Source organism: Enterobacter sp. SORGH_AS_0287 (genome assembly GCF_031453695.1).
Classification (GTDB): Bacteria; Pseudomonadota; Gammaproteobacteria; order Enterobacterales; family Enterobacteriaceae; genus Enterobacter; species Enterobacter ludwigii.
The window spans coordinates 1,445,675-1,465,996 of sequence record NZ_JAVIZW010000001.1 but is presented as its reverse complement, the minus strand read 5'-3'; the positions used below and the strand labels follow the sequence as shown (position 1 = coordinate 1,465,996).

19 protein-coding genes are annotated in these 20,322 nt (G+C 55.5%); 11 read left to right on the top strand and 8 right to left on the bottom strand.

Annotation, left to right across the window (positions count from 1 at the left end; genetic code table 11):
- Positions 1 to 44 precede the first annotated feature (44 nt).
- On the bottom strand, positions 45 to 1,490 hold the full coding sequence (locus QE396_RS06925) for a M20 family metallopeptidase (RefSeq protein ID WP_020884304.1): 1,446 nt from the start codon (positions 1,488 to 1,490) through the stop codon (positions 45 to 47).
- Positions 1,490 to 2,800: a M20 family metallo-hydrolase gene (locus QE396_RS06920; RefSeq protein WP_309950482.1), complete on the bottom strand. Its 1,311-nt coding sequence runs from the start codon at positions 2,798 to 2,800 to the stop codon at positions 1,490 to 1,492. Before QE396_RS06920 ends, QE396_RS06925 begins: the two co-directional genes overlap by 1 nt.
- A gap of 175 nt (positions 2,801 to 2,975) precedes the next feature.
- Here QE396_RS06920 and QE396_RS06915 point away from each other — a divergent pair, with 175 nt between their 5' ends.
- Positions 2,976 to 3,887 (top strand): LysR family transcriptional regulator, encoded by a 912-nt coding sequence (locus tag QE396_RS06915; protein ID WP_014169834.1) that lies wholly within the window; start codon positions 2,976 to 2,978, stop codon positions 3,885 to 3,887.
- A gap of 355 nt (positions 3,888 to 4,242) precedes the next feature.
- Entirely contained in the window at positions 4,243 to 4,806 is a 564-nt protein-coding gene (gene smrA, locus QE396_RS06910; RefSeq protein ID WP_020884302.1) for a DNA endonuclease SmrA, read from the top strand.
- Between the two features lie 37 nt (positions 4,807 to 4,843).
- Here the strand turns inward: smrA and QE396_RS06905 are convergent, their stop codons facing one another.
- Positions 4,844 to 6,505, bottom strand: coding sequence for a methyl-accepting chemotaxis citrate transducer (locus QE396_RS06905; protein ID WP_014169836.1), 1,662 nt, complete (start codon positions 6,503 to 6,505; stop codon positions 4,844 to 4,846).
- A gap of 144 nt (positions 6,506 to 6,649) precedes the next feature.
- Between QE396_RS06905 and QE396_RS06900 the strand changes: the two genes are divergently transcribed.
- From QE396_RS06900 to umuC, 3 genes are all read left to right on the top strand, one after another.
- On the top strand, positions 6,650 to 7,516 hold the full coding sequence (locus QE396_RS06900; protein ID WP_020884301.1) for an aldo/keto reductase family oxidoreductase: 867 nt from the start codon (positions 6,650 to 6,652) through the stop codon (positions 7,514 to 7,516).
- Positions 7,517 to 7,749: 233 nt separating this feature from the next.
- On the top strand, positions 7,750 to 8,184 hold the full coding sequence (gene umuD, locus QE396_RS06895) for a translesion error-prone DNA polymerase V autoproteolytic subunit (RefSeq protein WP_014169838.1): 435 nt from the start codon (positions 7,750 to 7,752) through the stop codon (positions 8,182 to 8,184).
- On the top strand, positions 8,168 to 9,430 hold the full coding sequence (gene umuC, locus QE396_RS06890; protein WP_044858836.1) for a translesion error-prone DNA polymerase V subunit UmuC: 1,263 nt from the start codon (positions 8,168 to 8,170) through the stop codon (positions 9,428 to 9,430). The genes umuD and umuC overlap by 17 nt, the downstream gene beginning before the upstream one ends.
- 7 nt (positions 9,431 to 9,437) lie before the next feature.
- Here the strand turns inward: umuC and QE396_RS06885 are convergent, their stop codons facing one another.
- A complete protein-coding gene (locus tag QE396_RS06885) occupies positions 9,438 to 10,319 on the bottom strand; it encodes a LysR family transcriptional regulator (protein ID WP_309950478.1) in 882 nt (293 codons plus the stop codon).
- A gap of 97 nt (positions 10,320 to 10,416) precedes the next feature.
- Between QE396_RS06885 and QE396_RS06880 the strand changes: the two genes are divergently transcribed.
- The gene (locus QE396_RS06880) at positions 10,417 to 11,472 is read left to right on the top strand and encodes an SDR family oxidoreductase (protein ID WP_014169841.1); all 1,056 of its coding nucleotides are present in this window, start codon (positions 10,417 to 10,419) and stop codon (positions 11,470 to 11,472) included.
- Between the two features lie 66 nt (positions 11,473 to 11,538).
- Here the strand turns inward: QE396_RS06880 and QE396_RS06875 are convergent, their stop codons facing one another.
- Positions 11,539 to 13,047: a PLP-dependent aminotransferase family protein gene (locus tag QE396_RS06875; protein WP_309950472.1), complete on the bottom strand. Its 1,509-nt coding sequence runs from the start codon at positions 13,045 to 13,047 to the stop codon at positions 11,539 to 11,541.
- A 36-nt stretch (positions 13,048 to 13,083) separates the two neighbouring features.
- On the opposite strand from QE396_RS06875, the gene QE396_RS06870 reads away from it, so the two are divergent.
- On the top strand, positions 13,084 to 13,851 hold the full coding sequence (locus QE396_RS06870) for an arylamine N-acetyltransferase (protein WP_020884297.1): 768 nt from the start codon (positions 13,084 to 13,086) through the stop codon (positions 13,849 to 13,851).
- Positions 13,852 to 13,962: 111 nt separating this feature from the next.
- On the opposite strand, the gene QE396_RS06865 is transcribed toward QE396_RS06870, so the two are convergent.
- Positions 13,963 to 14,232, bottom strand: coding sequence for a hypothetical protein (locus QE396_RS06865; protein ID WP_149376604.1), 270 nt, complete (start codon positions 14,230 to 14,232; stop codon positions 13,963 to 13,965).
- A gap of 56 nt (positions 14,233 to 14,288) precedes the next feature.
- Complete coding sequence (gene yajD, locus QE396_RS06860) at positions 14,289 to 14,636, bottom strand: HNH nuclease YajD (RefSeq protein WP_014169845.1); 348 nt, start codon at positions 14,634 to 14,636, stop codon at positions 14,289 to 14,291.
- Positions 14,637 to 14,814: 178 nt separating this feature from the next.
- On the opposite strand from yajD, the gene QE396_RS06855 reads away from it, so the two are divergent.
- Positions 14,815 to 15,840: an LLM class flavin-dependent oxidoreductase gene (locus QE396_RS06855; protein WP_014169846.1), complete on the top strand. Its 1,026-nt coding sequence runs from the start codon at positions 14,815 to 14,817 to the stop codon at positions 15,838 to 15,840.
- Positions 15,841 to 15,929: 89 nt separating this feature from the next.
- Here the strand turns inward: QE396_RS06855 and QE396_RS06850 are convergent, their stop codons facing one another.
- Positions 15,930 to 16,973, bottom strand: a complete 1,044-nt coding sequence (locus tag QE396_RS06850; protein WP_014169847.1) for an AI-2E family transporter — start codon at positions 16,971 to 16,973, stop codon at positions 15,930 to 15,932.
- A gap of 421 nt (positions 16,974 to 17,394) precedes the next feature.
- Here QE396_RS06850 and mdtJ point away from each other — a divergent pair, with 421 nt between their 5' ends.
- The 3 genes from mdtJ (at position 17,395) to QE396_RS06835 (ending at position 20,321) form a co-directional block, all read left to right on the top strand.
- Positions 17,395 to 17,757: a multidrug/spermidine efflux SMR transporter subunit MdtJ gene (mdtJ, locus tag QE396_RS06845; protein ID WP_025204323.1), complete on the top strand. Its 363-nt coding sequence runs from the start codon at positions 17,395 to 17,397 to the stop codon at positions 17,755 to 17,757.
- Entirely contained in the window at positions 17,744 to 18,073 is a 330-nt protein-coding gene (gene mdtI, locus QE396_RS06840) for a multidrug/spermidine efflux SMR transporter subunit MdtI (protein ID WP_014169849.1), read from the top strand. The genes mdtJ and mdtI overlap by 14 nt, the downstream gene beginning before the upstream one ends.
- Before the next feature lie 85 nt (positions 18,074 to 18,158).
- Positions 18,159 to 20,321 (top strand): bifunctional diguanylate cyclase/phosphodiesterase, encoded by a 2,163-nt coding sequence (locus QE396_RS06835; protein WP_020884293.1) that lies wholly within the window; start codon positions 18,159 to 18,161, stop codon positions 20,319 to 20,321.
- The last annotated feature ends 1 nt before the right edge of the window (position 20,322 follow it).

Below are 20,322 nucleotides of genomic sequence, written 5' to 3'. Positions count from 1 at the left end.
GGGCGTTCCTCGGGACTGTTGTTGTGTTGTTGTGTTGTGTTTTATTATTTTAAAGGTGACGGTGTCACGCCTGCCGGAATCGGACACACGTACGGTTTTTCGGTGATTTGTTGTTCGAACTCTTCCCGGCATTGTTGCAGCAGCGTTGCATCCTGGAGCAGATTTAGCGCGGTTGCGCCCATCACTTTTCCGGCCAGCAGCATGCCTTTATGAGCAATCGAGGTTCGCCCCTGAGCCACGAGTTGCCAGGTATGCAAAGGCGTTCCGATGGTAAAGCAGGGGCTGAAACACTGTGCCACCGGCATTTTCCAGCTGACATCGCCCACATCGGTTGACCCGGCCAGTACGTTATCGGTAATGGCGTAAGGTGCGACCTCATCTGTCAGTAACATCTCCTGCTGACGGCGCGCAAAAGCGTTACCGGCTTCTCCCCCCGTCGCGGCAATGTTCTTCAGGCTGTTTTGCAGGTCATTTGGCGTTAGCGTGGCACGAATATCCTGCGCAAACTGGCGCTCCTCTTCCGTCCACTCCGGCGTGCCGTAATGCTGCAGGGCGCGATACATCGCCGCTTCGAGCGTGCGGTTGGGCAGGTAGCTGGAGCAGGCTTTATCAAAGCGACACGCAACGGTGGTTTCGGTCATCATTGCCGCGCCCTGAGCGATTTTCTCGATACGTTCGTAGATCTGCTGCGCATCGGCCATTTCCGGCGCGCGGATCAGATACAGCACTTCAGCCTGCGCCTGCACCACGTTGGGTGAGATTCCACCGGTATCGGTGATAGCGTAATGAACGCGCGCTTTCTCAATGATGTGTTCGTTGAGGAAATTGGTGCCAGTGGTCATCAGCGTTACGGCATCCAGCGCGCTACGCCCCAGATGTGGCGAGTTAGCAGCATGCGCCGCCACGCCGTGAAACCGCCAGGCGGCCTGAATATTGGCCAGCGTGCTGACGTTAAACATGCCGGCAAATGCTTCAGGGTGCCAGGTGACGGCGGCATCAACGTCATCAAACAAACCTTCGCGCACCATAAAGGTTTTCCCTGAACCACCTTCTTCACCAGGACAGCCGTAGAAACGCACGGTGCCGCTCCCCCCGTGCTGCTCCAGCCAGCTTTTCACCGCAATGGCACCCGCCAGCGCTGCCGTTCCCAGCAAATTGTGGCCACAGCCGTGGCCGTTGGCACCCGGCGTGGCGGACTGTGCCGTCGCGCAGTGTGCCTGCTGGCTCAATCCGGCCAGAGCATCATATTCCCCCAGTAGGGCGATAACGGGTTTACCGCTGCCGAAGCTGGCGATAAAGGCATTCGGAATCCCGCCGGCTTCACGGGTCAGATTGAAACCTTCCGCTTCCAGCGCGCCGGCAATCCGTTCCGCGGACCAGAACTCTTCAAAACGCGTTTCAGGGTGATCCCAGATGTCGTCGGCAATGTCGGTTAACAGCTGACATCGCGTGTCGATGGCATCGGCAATAAAAGCGTAGTTCTCCTGCATTACACACCTCGCGTCCACGGGAAATTAAGCGCAGTGCGCGCCAGCGTTTCGATAGCGAGGTTCATGACCTGCTCATCAAAATCAAATTTTTCATTGTGATGACCTGCGCTTAACTCGGTACCGAACACCATATACGACGCCATTCCGCCGTTCTGTTGCACGCGGGCCATCATCAGCGTCGCGTCTTCGGAACCTGCGGGGGCGTTGACTCTGTCAATGGCCTGCACCACGCCGGTCACCTGGCTTGCCTGCTGGCGCAGATAATCTACCCAGGCCGGTGTAGGGGCACTGGCGGTGGCGGCGCCCATCAGACGCATCTCGACGCTCACGCCGTAGAGTGCCGCCGCACCGGTAATCACGGCCTGCGCGCGTTCAAAGACGTACTGGTTAATGGCTTCGCTTACGCCGCGGGTTTCAACCTTGAGCAGGGCGTTAGCTGGCACGACGTTGCGTCCGCTGCCGGCCTGCATCACGCCGACATTCACCCGCGATGCACCTTCGCTGTGTGGGGCAATGCTGTGAAGCGCGATAGCGGCCTGAGCTGCGGCGAGCAGGGCATTACGGCCGTCCTCCGGTTTACCGCCGGCGTGTGCGGCAACCCCGGTAAAATGCACATCGAACTTGGTGGTGGCCATAAAGTTATCGCTGCCGCAGATCACCACACCGGCGGGCACACCGGTGCCAATGTGAATCGCGGTGAAGTAGTCCACGTCGTCGAGCGCCCCGGCGGCCACCATGGCGCGAGCGCCTCGGGTGCCTTCCTCGGCAGGCTGGAAGATCAGTTTGATGGTGCCATTGAGTTGCGATTCATTCTGCTTAAGCACGTGCGCCAGCCCCAGACCAATGGTGGTGTGGCCATCGTGGCCGCAGGCGTGCATCATCCCCGGGTTGCAGGAGGCAAACCCGTCGCGGAACGGGCGATGGCTGTCATCGAGTGCTTCGCTTAAATCCAGCGCGTCCATATCCACGCGAAACGCCAGCGTCGGGCCTGCGCGGCCGGTATTCAGGGTCGCCACAATGCCGGTAAATCCCCCTTCAAACGGGGTCAACCATTTCTCTGGTGCGCCTTGCGCCCGGGCGCGGGCAAACTCTCGCGCCAGCGTGGCGTCATCGGGTAATCCCATACGGCTTTCGGCGTCCACCACGTCGCGGCCCACCGCCAGCGAATAACCCAGCTGGTCTAAGATTTCCGCGACTTTCGCCGCCGTGCGAAATTCGAGCCATCCGGACTCCGCGAAATGGTGAAAATCGCGACGCCATGCGCTCAGTTGTGGGGCTAATGTCTGGATGTACTGCGCCAGTGATTCCATATCTGTTCCTGTCATCATTAAAATATGTGAACTGCTTCACGCTGTGATAGTTTTTACTTATCACTAACCGTTTTTTCACAGTTTTAACCGTTCAGGAATTACCCTCGCACATCCATTTCCATTAAAGTAGATGACAGTTTCTTTACTCTGATAAACAACGGTTATCGGTCGGGCTATGTCATTTCAGATTAAATTTCATCAAATCCGGGCGTTTGTTGAAGTCGCGCGTCAGGGCAGTATCCGCGGTGCCAGCAGGACGCTTAATCTTTCGCAACCGGCGCTGACCAAATCGATCAAAGAGCTGGAAGAGGGGATGGCGGCGCAGCTTTTTGTGCGCAGGAGTAAAGGCGTCGCATTGACCGAATGTGGGGAAGGGTTTTACTCGCGCGCCAGGCTGATTCTGGAAGAGTTACGCGCGGCGCAGGATGATATCCGCCAGCGCCAGGGGGAACTGGCCGGGCAGATTAATATTGGAATGGGAGCCAGTATTTCGCGAAGCCTTATGCCCGCGGTGATCACCCGCTTTCATGCACAACATCCGCAGGTAAAAGTCCGGATTATGGAAGGGCAACTGGTGTCGATGATCAATGAATTACGCCAGGGCGAGCTGGATTTCACCATCAACACCTATTATCAGGGGCCGTACGATCATGAGTTTACGTTTGAAAAATTGTTTGAAAAGCCTTTCGCCGTATTTTGTCGGGAAGGGCATCCGGCGACGGGCGCGACATCCATTACCGAATTGCTGAATTATAACTGGACAATGCCGACGCCACGCGGGAGTTATTATAAGCAATTAGAAGATGTTTTTACTCATCGCTCGCAAATACCGCGCATTGACGTTGTCTGCGAAACGTTTTCTTCCTGCATTAGCCTTGTTGCACAAAGTGATTTTTTAAGTATCCTGCCAAAGGAACTGGGCTGTGACCCGCTGCTGGCGCACCGTCTGGTTATGCTGCCCGTTGTCGAATCGCTACCTAAAGCGGCCTATTATTTAATTCAGCGCCGTGATTCTCGTCAGACACCCCTGACCGAATCGTTAATTACGCAATTCAGAAGAGAGGCGCGGAAAATAGTATCGGAGTGAAGTGGGGAGTAAAATAAAAAAACAGAGCCTGTCCGACATCAGACAGACCCTACAACACACAGCAGTGCTTCCCTTCGCAGATCCTGAATGTTATATCCGTGAAGCAGGTTTATTTAATTATAACAGCCAACCCTCAAAAAGATATGTTTTAGCATCATTGATTCCACATTTTTTTAACCTAAACTTTCTGTTTTATGTGTGCTGAAATTTAAGTTAAGTCGCGTTTAACTTTTGCGAAGAAATAATTTTTATATTCATCAGGTTAATATTTATGCCCTCATCCTGGGGTAGCGGTTATTGAGGCCCATGCCTGGCGCAGGTATAGTACAGGCTCAGATGTAGCGGGAGGATGTCCATGAACCCTGACGACAAATCACTTTTTCTTGACGCCATGGAGGGTATCCAGCCCCTGAAGCGCTGCACGGATATTCACTGGCAGCCGAGCCGCAACACGCGAACGCGTCAGGAGATTGATACCGAGCAACTGGATAACTTCCTGACCCTGGGCTTCCTGGAACTTCTGCCCCTGGAGGAGCCGCTGGCGTTCAGACGGGAAGGGGTGCAACAGGGCGTTATTGATAAGCTCCGCTCGGGTAAATATTCCCGCCAGGCCAGCTTAAATCTGTTACGCCAGCCCGCCGAGCGTTGTCGGCAGATGCTGTTTTCCTTTATCCGCCAGGCTGGACGCGATGGATTACGTAACCTGGTGATCATTCATGGAAAAGGGCGGGAGCAGAACGCCCATCCCAACGTGGTACGCAGCTATCTGGCGCGCTGGTTAACCGAGTTCGAGGAAGTGCAGGCCTTTTGCGTGGCGCTGCCGCATCACGGCGGCAGCGGAGCATGCTATGTTTCGCTACGAAAGTCTGACGAAGCGAAACAGGAGAACTGGGAACGGCACGCTAAGCGCAGCCGTTAAGCGCTTCTGGCGGGCGAGACGTTCGCCCGCCTGTCACTCAGAAGGTTTCCCAGTTGCTGTCGGTGGCGGTGTTGGCCGTTGCCGGGCGTAACAGCTGTGGGGTTTTCACCGTGGCCGGGCGGGGCGCGGTGGCTTTTTCCTTTCCGTTCAGGCGAAACGCTGCCACAGCCTGGCGCAGTTGTTCCGACTGATCTTCCAGGGCCGCCGCCGCCGTGGCGGATTGCTGTACCAGCGCGGCGTTTTGCTGTGTGACGCTGTCCATCTGCGAAACGGCCAGGCTCACCTGTTCAATGCCGCGGCTCTGTTCATCGGACGCCGACGAAATCTCGCCCATGATATCGGTCACGCGGGTGACGGCAGCGACAATCTCCTTCATGGTTGCGCCCGCTTCGCTGACCTGCTCTGAACCGGTATTCACCCGGCTGACGGAGTTCTCAATCAGCCCTTTGATCTCTTTCGCCGCCTGCGCACTGCGGCTGGCCAGCGTGCGGACTTCACCTGCGACGACCGCAAAGCCACGACCTTGCTCCCCGGCACGCGCGGCTTCCACCGCCGCGTTAAGCGCCAGAATGTTTGTCTGGAAGGCAATGCTGTCAATCACGCCGGTAATGTGCGCAATTTGCTGCGAGCTGTCGGCGATTTCGGTCATGGTACGGACAACGTTATCCACCACGTGACCGCCACGGGCCGCCGTTTCTGAAGCGTTCTTCGCCAGTAGCGTAGCCTGACGGGCGTTGTCGGAGTTCTGTTTAACCGTTGCGGTCAGCTCTTCCATGCTGGCAGCCGTCTCCTCCAGCGAAGCCGCCTGTTGCTCGGTGCGGGCAGACAGATCGTTGCTTCCGGCGGCTATTTCACCTGCGCCTGTGTAAATGGAGTCGGTGCTACCACGCACGGCGCTGACGGTGGTCACCAGCGACTGCTGCATCTCATGCAGACCCGCCGCCAGCTGACCCATCTCATTGCGGCCAGACAGGGCGATATCCTGCGTCAGATCGCCGCCCGCAATGGCGCGAATATGGTTCATAATCATGTGGAGCGGTTTTAACAGCAGGTGTTGTAAACCCTGCCAGATCACCACCAGCACCGCGATAACGGCCAGGAAGATCGCTGCCAGCGTCCATTGCATCTGGGTAAAGCTGCTCTGGTTCTCTTCGGTTGCGGCTTTCAGCAGGGTGTTGTTTTCGGCGCGCCAGCGGTTATAAACCCCTTCCATATCGTCCTGGGCCTGTTGGGCATCCAGATCGCCATAGGCCTGGTAGTTGTCGGCACGCAGATACGCAATGGAGAGACGCATCACTTCATGCATCTGGCTCCATGATTTCTGCATTTCGTCGGTTAATGCCGCGTTCTGGCCGTTAACCTGCGGCATTTTCTGCCACTCTTTGTTATAGGCTTCAGCTTTAGCCAGAGAATCAGCCGCGGTGCCAAGCAGTTTGTTGATCGCCGCAAGGGACGCCGGGTCGCGCTGGTTTTTCAGGTAGCGGATCGCCACGCGGGTGACGGTGACGCGCGTTTTGATCAGCGTGTTTACGCTGTCGCTCAGGCTCTCCTGCTGGGCATTGAGCACCCCGGAGTTCTGGAAGTTATGGCGGTCGTTGCTGACGGCAGAGTAGAACAACCCTCCCGTGACAACTTGCAACAGACAGAATATGGTGAGAGCAAAGATAATACCGGTAATCACGTGCAGATTTTTCAGCATAGCGGTCGTCCGTTAGAGAAGATGCAGGGTTACACAAATACTATCGTCGTAGAGAAATTAAACTTTAATTTAACTCGCGCTTAACTACGGGGTCTGTTAAGGAACTCGTTGTAAATCCGGATCATTTTTATGAGGAAGGTCGACATGAGCAGCATTGATAAAAGCGGGACGTACGCACTGGGGTCGCGGACGGTTAAACGGCTTGGCTATGGCGCGATGCAGCTTGCCGGGCCAGGCGTGTTTGGTCCTCCAAAGGACAAAAATGCCGCGCTGGATGTGCTCCGCGAAGCGGTGGCTGCTGGGGTGAATCACATTGATACCAGCGATTTTTACGGGCCGCATATCACCAACCAGCTGATCCGCGAGGCGCTTCATCCGTACCGCGACGATCTGACGCTCGTCACCAAGATCGGTGCCCGTCGCGGCAGTGATGCCTCCTGGCTGCCGGCCTTCTCCGCGCAGGAACTGACGCAGGCGGTACATGACAACCTGCGTAATCTGCAGCTGGATGTGCTGGACGTGGTTAATCTGCGCATCATGTTCAGCGCACACGGGCCAGCAGAAGGCTCAATTGCTGAACCTCTCGCCACGCTGGCCGAGTTACAACAGCAAGGTTTGGTGCGCCATATTGGCCTGAGCAACGTCACGGCCACCCAGGTTGCGGAAGCGCAGAAGATGGTGCAGGTGGTGTGTGTGCAGAACATGTACAACATCGTGAACCGTGGCGATGATGCGCTGGTGGATTCGCTGGCGCAGCAGGGGATTGCGTATGTGCCGTTCTTCCCGCTGGGCGGTTTTACACCCCTGCAATCATCCGGGCTGCAGGCGGTCGCTGATTCGCTGGGCGTAACGGCAATGCAGGTCGCGCTGGCGTGGTTGCTGCAACGTTCGCCGAACATCCTGCTGATCCCCGGCACCTCCTCCGTGGCGCATCTGCGACAAAATCTTGCGGCGGCGGAGCTGGTGCTCCCGGCTGACGCGCTGGAAACGCTCGATTCGCTGGCGGATTAAGCCAGACAGGCATAAGCCCAAAGCAGTACTTTGGGCTTTTTTGTCCCTCTTGAAACCTGAATGTCGCTGCCGCAGGCGTTATCTGGCTATTCTTTCGCCGATGCGCAGGATACGGCTGAATTAAATCCGCTCACACTTCAATGCGTTTGGGGTAACCCCCGTAAAGGACCTTGATCCTTGTCCATAATCCGTAATACTGTATTTATATACAGTACCTGGTGAGAAAGGCATTTATGGACACTCTCTTTTCTTATTATCCAAAGCAACCTCTTGAATTACCGTTATTTGTAGAACGCGTAGCGTGTGGTTTTCCAAGCCCGGCGCAGGATTATGTGGAAGATCGTCTCGATCTTAACCGCCTGGCCGTCAGGCATCCCAGCGCGACCTACTTTGTGAAGGTGAGCGGAGACTCGATGATCGGCGTTGGGATCGGCGATGGCGATCTGCTGGTCGTCGATCGTTCGTTAAACGCCGTGCACGGGGATATTGTGGTGGCATCCGTCGCGGGTGAGTTTACGGTCAAAGAGCTGCAGACCCGCCCGATCCTGAGGTTAGTGCCGCATAACGTTCGCTATCAGCCGATCACGTTTCAGTCCGAAGAGGAACTGCAGATCTTCGGTGTTGTCACCCACACACTCAAAACGCATAAACATGTTCGCGCTGGTTGATGTGAACAGCTTTTATGCCTCCTGCGAGACGGTGTTTAGGCCCGATCTGCGGGGCAAACCCGTGGTGGTGGTCTCCAATAACGATGGCTGCATTATTTCGCTGTCGCGGGAGGCAAAGCAGTTCGATATAAAAATGGGCGAGCCGTATTTCAAATTCAAAGAGAAGCGCTTTCCCGCGCGGGTTTACGTCTTTAGCTCGAACTATGCGCTTTATGCCGATCTCAGCAGCCGGGTGATGCAGACGCTGACCGACTTTGCCCCGGCCATAGAGATTTACTCCATTGATGAGGCGTTTGTGAACGTTGCTGGCGTCAGCAACTGCATGGCGCTGGAGGCGTTTGGTCATCATATGCGCACGCAGGTGTTTAAAAATACGGGATTAACCGTTGGCGTAGGCATTGCCCCCACGAAAACGCTGGCGAAGCTGGCCAACTATGCGGCAAAGCGGTGGAGCAGCACGGGAGGCGTAGTGGATTTATCGGATCGCGAGCGGCAGCGTAAACTGCTGGCGCGCGTACCGGTAGAGGAGGTGTGGGGCGTCGGGCGGCGCATTACCAAAAAACTTAATGCGATGGGCGTCACCACGGCGCTGGAGCTGGCACAAGCTTCCTCGTGGGTCATTCGCAAACATTTTAACGTTGTCCTGGAGCGCACGGCGCGCGAGCTGCGCGGCGAGCCCTGTCTTGATCTGGAAGAGTTCACGCCCACGAAGCAGCAGATTATCTGTAGCCGCTCGTTTGGACACCGTATTACGCAATACGAGGAGATGCACCAGGCCATTTGCGCCTACGCTGAACGGGCTGCGGAAAAGCTGCGCAGCGAGCATCAATATTGTCGCTTTATCAGCGTGTTTTTGCGTACCAGCCCGCATGCGGACAACGAGGTTTATTACGGCAATCAGGCGTCTGTCACCCTGATGACGCCCACCAATGACTCGCGCGATATCATCCGTGCCGCCACCGATGCGCTGGGGCGCATATGGCTTGACGGCTATCGCTACATGAAAGCGGGGGTGATGCTGGCGGACTTTTTCAGTAGCGGCGTCGCCCAGCTGAATTTATTTGACGATAACCGTTTGCGCGCCAACAGCGCGGCGCTGATGGCGCTGATCGACAGCGTGAATCATTCCGGGAAAGGGAAGATATGGTTTGCCGGGCAGGGGATTGAGAAATCCTGGGCGATGAAGCGCGAGATGTTGTCACCGGCTTATACGACGCGGTACGCGGATTTGCCGGTAGCGAAGTAGACGCCGGTTATTTGGCAAGCGTCGGCAGGATTTGTTCGATCACCTGTATCACGCTTCTGACGCGTTGTGGGATAAAACGGGCGTCGGGGTAGACGGCATAGAGATACCGGTCAGGTAACCGCCAGGCCGGTAATACCGGCACCAGCGTGCCGGCTTGCAACGCCTTTGCCGCAAGCGGCAGCTGCATGCCGCCAATCCCGATGCCTGACTCCAGCGCCTGTAACAGGGCATCACTGGTGTTGGCACGAAAAACGGTATGCACTTTCACGTCAATTGTTTCCTCACCGGCGATCAACCGTAGAGGCGCATCCCGCGGAATGCCGCTAAATCGCACATGGGGATGTGCCGCCAGTTCGCTGACGGAGTGTACCGCCTGAAAGCCGGGAGCAGCGAACAGCGCGGTTTCAATCCGCATCAGAAGACGTGCCGCATGCGATTGCGGAGGCTCAGCGCTAAGGCGTAGCGCGACATCCACCCCTTCGCTCACCAGGTCGGCGATGCGGTCATCCAGGGACAACGTCAGGTGCAACGCCGGATGCAGGCGCTGAAGCGCCAGCAGAGAGGGCAAAACGATCTGCCCCAGACTGCTTGGCAACTGAACATGGACGCTGCCCTGAAACTGATGATCGGCAGGGTTTAACCGTCTCTCCGCTTCCTGCATGGCATCCAGCAAAAGCTGCATATCACGGCGATAACGTTCACCCTGCTCGGTGAGCTTCATCATTCGCGTTGTCCGATGCAGTAATACCACCCCGAGCTCCTGTTCCAGGGCGGCAATCTGCTGGCTGACGGCAGACTGCTTCATTCCGCTCTGGCGAGCGGCTGCCGAAAAGGAACCCGCTTCTGCGACGCGCAGAAAGGTGGAAATGGCGTTGAGCTTATTGTTCATTTAATGTTTTTTCTTATAAGTGCCATCGAATTCAGGGGATATGTAGGGAAAAAATAATATATCACACTGTGTCTGTCACCCTAACTGGAGAAACACCGTGAATAAGATGCAGCCACAAAACGTCGCGCTGGTCGCTGGCGCTAGCGGGATCGTAGGCAGACAGCTCGTCAAAACACTCCTGGACAACAAATGGCAGGTGATTGGCCTGAGCCGCCATGCCTTATCCCATCCTGATGCTATTTCGCTGATCAACGTTGATTTACTTGATGCGGAGGATAGCGCCAGGGCTTTGCAAGCCGCTGGCGAGATCACCCATATTTTTTACAGTGCCTGGATGAATGCCGGGAGCTGGACGGAAATGGTTGAACCGAACGTCACGATGTTGCGCAACCTGGTCAGCAATATTGAAAAAACGGCGCCTTTGCAGACGGTAAGCCTGATGCAGGGATACAAAGTGTATGGCGCGCACCTGGGACCGTTCAAAACCCCGGCACGCGAAAGCGATCCGGGCGTACCCGGGGCAGAATTTAACGCCGCTCAGCTCGCGTGGCTCCGTGATTTTCAGCGGGGAAAACGCTGGCACTGGAATGCCATCAGGCCAGGCGTGGTGGGCAGTTCGGTGCCAGGCAATACCATGAACCTTGCGCTGAGCATCGCACTGTATGCGTCCCTGTGTAAGGCTCTGGGTTTACCTCTGCGTTTTCCCGGTTCGGAACAGACCTGGCACAGCATTGTTGATCATACTGACGCCGAATTGCTGGCGGAGGCAACGCTGTGGGCAGCCACATCACGTAGGGCTAACAACCAGGCTTTCAACGTGAATAATGGGGACATCTGGCGCTGGAGCGAGCTGTGGCCGCGCATCGCACGCTGGTTTGAACTGGACTCTGCGCCGCCGGTCAGATTGTCATTCCATCAGCTGTTTAAGGACTATCGTGCGTTATGGCGCGACATTGCCGGGGATCGGTTGGTGGAGGCGGATATTTTGCAGCTAAACGACGGGCATTTTGCCGATTTTGTCTTTAACTGGAATTACGACATGTTTGGCGACGGCAGTAAGCTCCGCCGGTCAGGGTTCACGCGAATGCAGGCAACCGATGAGATGTTTTTCAGCCTGTTCTCGCAGCTAAGAGCGGCACGTATTATTCCGTGAAAAAAGGGGAGTGCGTTTCTGACGGCAGTAAAAAACGCGAACCCGGATGCAGGGAGTAAAGAACGCTCAATGTTCACTTTCTGGAATAGGGCCAGAGGAGCCGGCCAGTTCATGACAAAGCGCGCCAATCCGATCCACCGCATTCAGCAGGAGAGGCGTGGGTTCGTTTGCACAATTTAATCGCAGGAAATTCGTTAAGTGTGCGCGGGGGGAAAACAGCGGCCCGGGGCTAACGCCAATATTCAGTGTCAGCGCGCGGCGGTGCACCTCCAGTGCATTCACCTGGTGTGGAAGTTCAACCCACAACAGGAAACCGGCAGCTGGCACGTTAACGCGTGTGCCGGGAGGGAAGCTTGCCTTGACGCGCGCAATGACGGCACCAATCCCTTCTGCGATGCGCCGCTTTAGCCGCCGCAGATGACGATCGTAGTCGCCACTGGCCAGGATTTCGCTCGTTGCGGCCTCAAACAGCGGCGCGCCTGCCCAGTCTCCGGCCATACGCGCCTGCAGGACCTGGGCGTGGTAACGTCCGGCCGCAATCCAGCCGATGCGCCATCCGGGCGCAAGCGTTTTAGACAATGAACTGCAGTAAATGACATTCCCGCTCTGGTCGAACGCCTTACAGGCCGGAGGACGTTGCCCTTCGCCGACCAGGTCGCCATAAACATCGTCCTCAATTAACGGGATGCCTGCATCTTCCAGCAGGGCAACCAGTTCCTGCTTGCGGGGGACGGACATACTGGCGCCCAGCGGATTTTGCACGGTGGGCGAGGCCAGAACGGCCGCTGGATGATGGCACCGAATAGCATCGGCGAGCGGCGCCAGCAGCAACCCATCCTCAGGATCGGTTGGGATCTCCAGCGCCTTCAGGCCCAAATCTTCCAGCAGCAACAGCGTACCGAAATAGGCGGGTTGTTCTATCGCTACCACGTCGCCAGGCTGGCACACAGCCCGCAACGCCAGACGCAGCGCCTGTGTCGCGCCAGCGGTGATGATGAGATCCTCTGCACCAAAACGGCCACCCCATTGCGCTGCCCGGGCGGCAATCTTACTGCGCAAATCAACCCGTCCCGGAGGAAGGCTATAGCTTTGCCCACGCGCTTCCAGACGTCGACCTGCAGACTGCAGCGCACGTTGCAGGGTATCGCCTGGCAGCCACGCGGGGTCGGGCAAGGCAGCCCCCAGCGGTACCAGCCGGGCTTCTGCACTACTGAATAACGATCGCGCGACGGCTGACATTGTCACAGGCACGGGGCCGGGCAGGGAACGGGTGGGCTGCACGCATCGGGACAGGCGGGTCTGACGGACGTAGTAGCCCGAACGCGGACGCGCAACGATCAGGCCTTCGGCCTCAAGGCAGCGGAGTGCTTCCAGTGCCGTCGGGAGACTGACCTGTTCGCGCTCGGCCAGTTTACGTGCAGAGATCATCCGGTCGCCGATTTGCAACGCGCCTGAAGCCAGCGTAAGACGCAGCATCTCAGCAATCCGACGGTAATGGGGGGACGGGGCGGCCATGGGGATCTGTGCAGTCAAATTTTCGATAAAACTGACTATACAGCCAATGAAGTGCCCCATCTATAGTGTCCGGCATGTTCCAGACAAGGAGGCACTATGCACAGCGACAATTTCGATATTTCTGCCTATTTCAGGCGCATAAACTATACCGGCCCGGCGGCTGCCGATACTGCTACCCTGCATGCGCTTATGCGCCATCAGCTCTTTTCGATACCCTTTGAAAATGGGGATGTACAGGCGGGTAAAGTCGTTTCGCTGGTCCCCGAAGACATTGCCGACAAGCTGTTGAGGCAGAAGCGCGGCGGTTACTGCTATGAGGTGAATGGGCTATTTGCGATGGCGCTGGAGGCATTGGGCATTCGCTGGCGTTTTGTCGCGGCGCGCCCGATGTTCTACCCGGTGCGTCGGCCTAAAACCCATATGGCACTCATTGCTGAGATTGACGGTCGTCAGTGGCTTTGTGACCTTGGATTCGGTAGCTACGGCATCCGTGCGCCGATGGCGTTAGACATGCTTGATACGGATATCCGGCAGGATTTCGACACGTTCCGGCTGACCCGTAACGCGGAGGGTGAGTATCTGCTTCAGGCATGGGTGGAGGGTAAATGGGCCAGTCAGTACGGCTTTGACCTCTCTCCTCAGGAGTGGATTGATTTCGTGCCTGCCAACTACCTTAACTCCACGCACCCGGACGCCATTTTTGTGCAGAAGCTGCTCGTCGTACAGCATCGCCCTGAAGGACGCCAGATTTTGCTGGGTAACGTGCTGAAAACGATCACCGCGCAGGGCGTGGAAACGCAGCAGCTGGCAGAAGATGACATTGCCTCTGTACTGAAAAATTGTTTCGCGCTGACGGTTGAGTGATCCGCAGGGGGACGCTGGAATCGAGTCCAGCGTCCCCGGCTTATCATCGACAATGCGAACTGTTAAATACAGAGCCTACCTGAGACGTCTTCAGGGCAGAAACCGTATCCGCTACGTAAAAAGCGTCGTAATAATCGACCCTATAATATACAGGGAAAGGATGCCCTGGATGCTACTTAAAGCCCACCGCAAATAGCGCCACTGGTAGCGTTCTCTGGCATTGGCCTCGGCAATGGGGCCGTTAGCGTCAGGGGCTTCTTTTCTGAAGTGCTGCAGGGTTTGATGACACCACCACACCAGCAGTAATACCAGCACGGTTTTCGTGAGCAGTGAGCCATAAGCATTGAAAAAAACGTCCCAGTAGCAACGGAGTGTATCCATATCCTTTTACCTGTAACTGTGCGGCCCATATGACGAAGAGGGGCAATATTAGGGAATTATTTCTTCTTATTCATCATCGCTTTTAGATCGGCAAACGGGTTGAAAGTGGCCACGCCCATGTCTTTTTGCGCGTCTTCACCCGCCACAACGGTAGTACCGTACTGATCTGCTTCGGTGTATTTCGAGTGTTCATGGTCGTGGCAAAACAGGCACAACAGCTCCCAGTTGCTGCCATCTTCCGGGTTATTAGTATGATCGTGATCGATATGGTGAACCGTGAGCTCCCGCAGGTTTGAATAGACGAACTCGCGTGAGCAGCGTCCACAGACCCAGGGATAGATTTTTAATGCCTTTTCACGGTAGCCACTTTCCAGTCGCGCGTAGTTTTTAGGGATCAGAGCCATTGCCGGTTTTACCTGCCAGGGAAAAAGAAAGACGCACTATATCTCATTATGGGGCGTCATTGCGATCCGCTCAATTCTGTCAATTTATTTGAATTATTCCGTTAAATAAAGGGCATTTATTCTCCCCGGGTAATGCGTAAAGTAGAGATAACGCAAAGCATCATCAGGATATCTCGTTATGAAAAAGATCGGCTTTTTGTCATTTGGTCACTGGACACCGTCACCTCAGTCCGGCACGCGTTCCGCGGCGGACACCCTGTTGCAATCCATCGACCTGGCCGTCGCCGCTGAAGAGCTGGGCGCAGACGGTGCCTATTTCCGTGTGCATCATTTTGCCCGTCAACTCAGCTCTCCGTTCCCCTTACTGGCGGCGATCGGTGCGAAAACGAAAAGCATCGAAATCGGTACTGGCGTGATCGATATGCGCTATGAAAATCCGATGTACATGGCGGAAGATGCGGGCGCGGCGGATTTAATCTCCGGCGGACGTTTGCAGCTGGGGATCAGCCGGGGCTCTCCGGAGCAGGTCATTGATGGCTGGCGTCATTTTGGTTATGTCCCGCAGGAAGGGGAAAATGAATCAGATATGGCACGCCGACACACCGAGGTACTGCTTGAGGTGCTGCGCGGAGAAGGGTTTGCAAAACCGAACCCACAACCCATGTTCCCAAATCCACCGGGACTGCTGCGCCTGGAGCCACATTCCGAAGGCTTACGTGAGCGCATCTGGTGGGGCGCAGGGTCGAACGCGACAGCGGTATGGGCTGCAAAACTGGGGATGAACCTGCAAAGCTCAACCCTGAAAGATGATGAAACCGGTGAGCCATTCCATATTCAGCAGGCAAAACAGATCCGCGCTTACCGACAGGCCTGGGCGGAAGCCGGGCATACTCGTCAGCCGCGCGTCTCGGTCAGCCGCAGTATTTTTGCGCTGATGGACGATCGTGACCGCATGTACTTCGGCGCAAGCCGGAACGACAGCGATAGCGTGGGTTACCTTGATGAGAAAACGCGCGCAATTTTCGGACGCAGCTATGCCGCTGAGCCTGAAAAGCTGATTGAGCAGTTGAAACAAGACGAAGCGATTGCCGAAGCGGACACCTTATTGCTCACCGTGCCGAACCAGCTCGGAGTGGATTACAACGCGCATGTTATCGAATCCATTCTGAAGCATGTTGCACCGGCAATGGGATGGCGCGAGTAGCTATTTTGTTGTGCGCCGAGCGCGAAGGCCGTAACGCCTGCCTGTCTCGTCACCCCCGGTAAGGGGGACGAGGCAGGCATCTGCGGAGGTTATTCGACTGGCTTATGGCTCATATCGCTCAGCAGCACGGCGATACTTTGCCCGCCTGCCGTCTGTTCGAGGCCAATCTTCACAATGATGGTCAGCGGAACGGAGAGCAACATGCCGACCGGGCCGAGCAGCCATCCCCAAAAGATAAGGGACAGAAATACCACCAGCGTGGACAATCCCAGACCACGCCCCATCATGCGTGGCTCAAGAATGTTCCCGAACACCAGGTTAATCACCAGATACCCGGCTAGCAGAATCAGCGCATCATAGAACCCACTGAACACCAGCACCTGCAGAATAGGGGGGATAGCGGCCAGCACCGAACCGATGTTGGGGATATAGTTGAGCGCAAAGGCCAGTAATCCCCAGACGAACGCAAACCGGACATCCAGCGCCATCAGCATTCCCCAGACCACGGCCCCGGTGACCAGGCTAATGGCGGTTTTCAGGACCAGATAGCGGGAGACGCTATCCAGCGCGCGTTGAATCGCGCCCATGCCTTCAACCGGACGGACCATTATTTGCTGCAGTTTTGCGGGCAGTTGCGGCACTTCCAGCAGCATGAACACCACCGTTAAAAACAGCAGGAAAATCGAGGTCATGGCGTTAGAGAGCTGCGCCAGCAGGCCGGTGACGAGGGTCATGGCGGCATTCGGATCAATGTACTTCAGCAACTCCTCAACGGACACTTCGATTCCCGCACGCTGCAGCCAGGGTTCAAGCTGCAACAGCGGTATCGCCAGCGACGAGCGGTATTTCGGTAACGTTCGCGTCAGTTCATTCAGGGAGGTGCCGAGATAAGCGACCAGCAGCACCATGGCAATAATAATGATGCTGATAAGCATCGTGATTGCCAGCACGCGCGGGATGCGGAACCGCGTCATGCGCTGTATGAGCGGGTTAAGGATCACCGCAATAAACAGGGCCAGAATAAACGGCACGATGATGTCGGCGGCAAAACGAACGCCCGTCAGTATGATCACCAGCATGCCCAGCATGATGACAATTTTTAGCCCGTTCAGGGTAATGATGGGTTTAGCCATGGGGGTTCCTGAATAATATTTTTATTTATAATAAAGGCGAAAGCCGTTTCAATAAACTAACCAAAATCAAACGGGATGGGTAAAGAATTGAAAAGACTTTGAGTAAAAGCCTTACTTATGGTACAAATTTGGCGTGTTCAACTACCGAGGACAATTTTCATCCGCAAAGACGAGAAGCAACAACGCGGATAATTGTAATTTTATGGACAATTTGTTCAGGACGTATTCTTCAAACAACACCGCTGTATTTTTCACTTCCTTCTGCCTTCTTTCTGGTGAGCAACACTGGCGCAACGCGCTATAGTCACATCTTCTGCCTGAGCTGGCGCTACGCGCTTAGCTGTCTGATTTAATTTCATATTTTTGGGTTTGCTGCACGCAGCAGGCCACGATGGATTATATTCTCAAGCAGGAGAAAAACATGTTTTACTGGATTTTATTAGCCCTTGCTATTATCGCTGAAATTACCGGCACGCTGTCGATGAAATGGGCAAGCGTCAGCGATGGCAATACCGGCTTTATTTTAATGCTGGTGATGATTTCACTTTCCTATATTTTCCTGTCGTTTGCAGTGAAGAAAATTGCGCTGGGTGTGGCCTATGCGCTGTGGGAAGGGATCGGTATTTTGTTGATCACCCTGTTCAGCGTCTTATTATTTGACGAAACATTATCAACAATGAAGATTGCCGGGTTAACGACGCTGGTAGCAGGTATCGTGCTGATTAAATCGGGTACACGCAAACCGACTAAGCAGCCGAAGGAGCAGACCCATGCAGCAGTTTGAATGGATCCACGCGGCCTGGTTGGGGTTTGCCATCGTGCTGGAGATTTTAGCGAACGTCCTGCTAAAATTCTCTGACGGTTTTCGTCGTAAAATTTACGGACTGTTGTCGATTGCCGCCGTACTGGGGGCGTTCAGCGCCCTGTCACAGGCAGTGAAGGGTATCGATCTGTCCGTGGCCTATGCGCTGTGGGGCGGGTTTGGTATTGCCGCCACCCTGGCAGCCGGCTGGGTGCTGTTCGGTCAGCGTTTAAATAACAAAGGTTGGATTGGACTGATATTGCTGCTTGCCGGCATGATCATGATAAAACTCGCCTGATACACGTTAAGCCATTATTTACAGGCAGCGAAATTCGCTGCCTGTATTACTCTTAAAAAAAGCAAAACATTGAAGAGGATGGCTAATGTATCGCACATTAAGCTGGCGCAATATTCCCACCGCGAGAACATTGTTCGCCATGATCTTCATGGCGGGGATCGGCTTAATCATCTCCATTGTCGCGCTGCTCTATTTATCTCTGCACCTGATCAGCACCAAAACCAATGAAATTGACGAGCACCGCACCACGCTTTCCGTGCAGGGTGCGATACAAACGTCGGTTAACCGTGTCTCGACCCTGGTGATAGATAATGCCGTCTGGGACGATGCGGTACGCGAGGTCTACCGCCCAAAGCTCGATACCGAATGGTTATACAACACCTGGGGAGCGGGCTTTAAAGTCAATAACCTCTATGACGGCACTTTCGTGCTGGATGAGCATTTCAACGTTATCTGGGGATCGTTTCAAAGCCAGCCTTTTGCGGAGACGAATCTCGACTTTTTTGGCAAAGGCCTGCAAGCGCTTATTCAGCAGCACGGACGTGAATTACCCAGCCAGAAGAATATTTATGCCGGGATCACTCGAACGCGTCACGGCGTCGCGTTTGTCGGAATAGGGCTGATCCGACCGATGATCGGGCGATTGCAGGTTAACGACGGTACGCGCCGCTATCTGGTGATTACCCGCCATTTGAATAGCGGCATATTATCCGATCTGGGGCAGACCTTTCAGATTGATAACCTCAACTTTACCCCGGATAAAATCAACAGTCTGAGTATGCCGCTGCGCAGTTCTGCTGGGGAGTTACTGGGTTACCTCAACTGGCAGGCACGCCTTCCTGGCGCGCAGGCGGCCCGGGCCGCATCATCTGATATCACGCAGATAGTGGTGCTGGCATCGGTGCTGATCCTGCTGTTTATTATGGTGAGCTGTGTGGGCCTGTACAAACTGGCCCGCGGAGAAAGCCAGGCGCGTCTGGTCGCCAGAACGGACTGGCTAAGCCATCTGCCGAACCGCCGCGCACTCATTGAAGCGCTGGACCGCGTGAGTTTGCGTGGCGATATTGACGTCAAAAGCGTGGTGTTTATCGATCTGGATGGCTTCAAGGACGTCAACGATATCTACGGCCACAGCGTCGGTGACGATCTCATTGTAACCATCGCCAAAACGCTGAATGAATGCGTTCCACCGGGTGGGATGCTGGCGCGCATGGGAGGCGATGAGTTTGCCATGACCATCGGCGGTGAAGGGGCAGAAGCGCTGGCGACCACCTTTGCCGAATCCGTACTGGATTTTCTCAATACCCCCATTCGTCTGGGGGAGCGCACCATTCATATCGGTGCCAGCATCGGGATTGCCAGCGGAACCCTGATTGAATGCACCAGTTCCGAGCTGTTTCGCCGCGCCGATATCGCCATGTACCATTCCAAAATTAGCGGGAAAGGGCGTGTCACCCACTATGACGCGGCGCTGAATAACGCCCGGGAACGCAAGCTTGCGATTGAAAACCAGATCCGTAACGGACTGGAGCGAGACGAGTTTGAGGTCTGGTACCAGCCGATTATTGACGCCCGCAGTCAGAAAATGAGCAGCGTGGAAGCGCTGGTTCGCTGGCCGCGTCGTCCGGAAGGTGAACTCGGTCCAGATACCTTCATTTCCATTGCGGAAACGAGTGGGCTGATTTACAAACTGGGCCAGTTTGTTTTGCAGCGTGCCTGCCAGGATCTGGAGCCGTACAGCGAATTAAAGCTCTCCGTTAATATCTCCCCGGCGCAGTTTCGCGACCCTGAATTCGAAGAAAAAGTGGCCTGGGTTCTGGAAAGCACCCGTTTCCCGGCCAGGCGACTCCAGCTCGAAGTCACGGAGACCTATGTGCTGGAAAACCCCGAGCGTGCCCGCACGGCGATTGCCAACCTTAAAGCGCTGGGCACCGCGGTGGCGCTGGATGATTTTGGCACGGGCTATTCGAGTATTGGCTATTTGCGGCGTTTTAATTTCGACACCATTAAGATTGATAAATCACTGGCCGGGCTGGTGGATAACGATGAGCAAGCGGCGGCGCTGGTGAGCGGCACGGTGAGGATCGCCAATGCTCTGGGCATGGCGGTGGTCGCTGAAGGGGTGGAAAACGAAAAGCAGATGAAATTGTTACGGCTGGCTGGCTGCGATCAGCTGCAGGGATTCTGGTTCAGCCAGCCGATGCCGATTGAATCAATCAGGGCGTTACGTCAGGTCAGACAGTGCTGAG